At 72.5% G+C, this 612-nt stretch carries 1 protein-coding gene; it reads left to right on the forward strand.

All coding sequences use genetic code 11. From position 1 onward, the window contains the following. A partial coding sequence (locus ABFX54_RS56720) for a ketoacyl-synthetase C-terminal extension domain-containing protein (protein WP_346115631.1) occupies positions 1-612 on the forward strand: 612 nt, incomplete at both ends.

Below are 612 nucleotides of genomic sequence, written 5' to 3' on the forward strand. Positions count from 1 at the left end.
GGTGTACGGGCAGGGGCGTCAGGTGCCGCTCTGGCTCGGCTCGGTCAAGTCGAACTTCGGTCATACGCAGGCCGCCGCCGGTGTCGCCGGTGTGATCAAGATGGTGCTGGCCCTGGAACACGGCGTCATCCCGGCGACCCTGCACGTGGACGAGCCCACCACCCACGTCGACTGGTCCCAGGGTGACGTACGGCTGGCCGACCACACGGCCGACTGGCCGGAACTGGGCCGCCCGCGCCGGGGCGGGGTGTCGTCGTTCGGCATCAGCGGCACCAACGCCCACGTCATCCTGGAGCAGGCCCCCGCTCCAGAGCCCGCTGCCTCGGAGCCCGCCGCCCAGGAGGCCGCCTCGGCGTCCGCTGTCTTGGAGCCCGCAGAACCGCTCGCCTTCCCGGTGCCGGTGGTGTTGTCGGCTCGGAGCGAGCCGGGTCTCGCGGCCGTCACCGAGCAGATGCGCGCGGCGCTGTCGGACGCCACGCTGTCCACCGCGTCACCCGCCGACGTCGGCTACTCCCTCGCCGTCAGCCGCGCGGCCCTGGAACGCCGTGCCGTCATCCTGGCCGCTGATCGTGGGGAGTTGGTGTCGGCTCCGGTGGTGGTGGAGTCGGTGGT

Origin of the sequence: Nonomuraea maheshkhaliensis (assembly GCF_039529435.1) — a bacterium.
In the GTDB taxonomy this organism is placed as follows: Bacteria; Actinomycetota; Actinomycetes; order Streptosporangiales; family Streptosporangiaceae; genus Nonomuraea; species Nonomuraea maheshkhaliensis.